The 502-nt window shown below is 44.0% G+C and carries 1 protein-coding gene; it reads right to left on the minus strand.

Annotated features, from left to right (window positions below; all coding sequences use genetic code 11):
- A partial coding sequence (locus ACFILA_RS10020) for a hypothetical protein (protein ID WP_375661181.1) occupies window positions 1–481 on the minus strand: 481 nt, incomplete at its 3' end.
- Window positions 482–502 lie beyond the last annotated feature (21 nt).

Raw genomic sequence — 502 nt, forward strand, 5'->3', positions numbered from 1 at the left:
CAGACGGGATTTCATCTTTTTTGGCGTATGCCTCATCCGCTTCACTCTTGGTGAGATACCCAGTTAAATCAATCTTCCCACCAGCGGCAACGTTTGCTAACTTCTCATCAACTTCCGACTTCGTGTAGAAACCTGACAAATCTACGTTTGATGGAATGTCAATTGACTTTCCGTCAACTGTTAATTGCCGTTGGTCAGTATCTAATGCCACTTTAGGCAGATCGTCCGTTTTAGCATAATCAGACAGATCAATACTGTTAGGTACAGTAATGTGCTGGCCGTTAATCGTCACGATGCGATTATCGACATCAAGGCTAACGGTTGGTAGATCAGCCTTTTTTGCAAAGGTTTCTTCCGCATCCGCCACTTTTAAATAACCGGTCAGATCAACCGTGCCACCAGTAGTGACTGCTGATAACTTGTCGTCAACTTCACCCTTCGTGTAGTAATTTGATAAGTCTACACCGGCTGGTAAAGCCACAGCTTGACCATTAATCGTTAA

The sequence above is a fragment of the Bartonella sp. CL71SXKL genome, assembly GCF_042194935.1.
Classification (GTDB): Bacteria; Pseudomonadota; Alphaproteobacteria; order Rhizobiales; family Rhizobiaceae; genus Bartonella.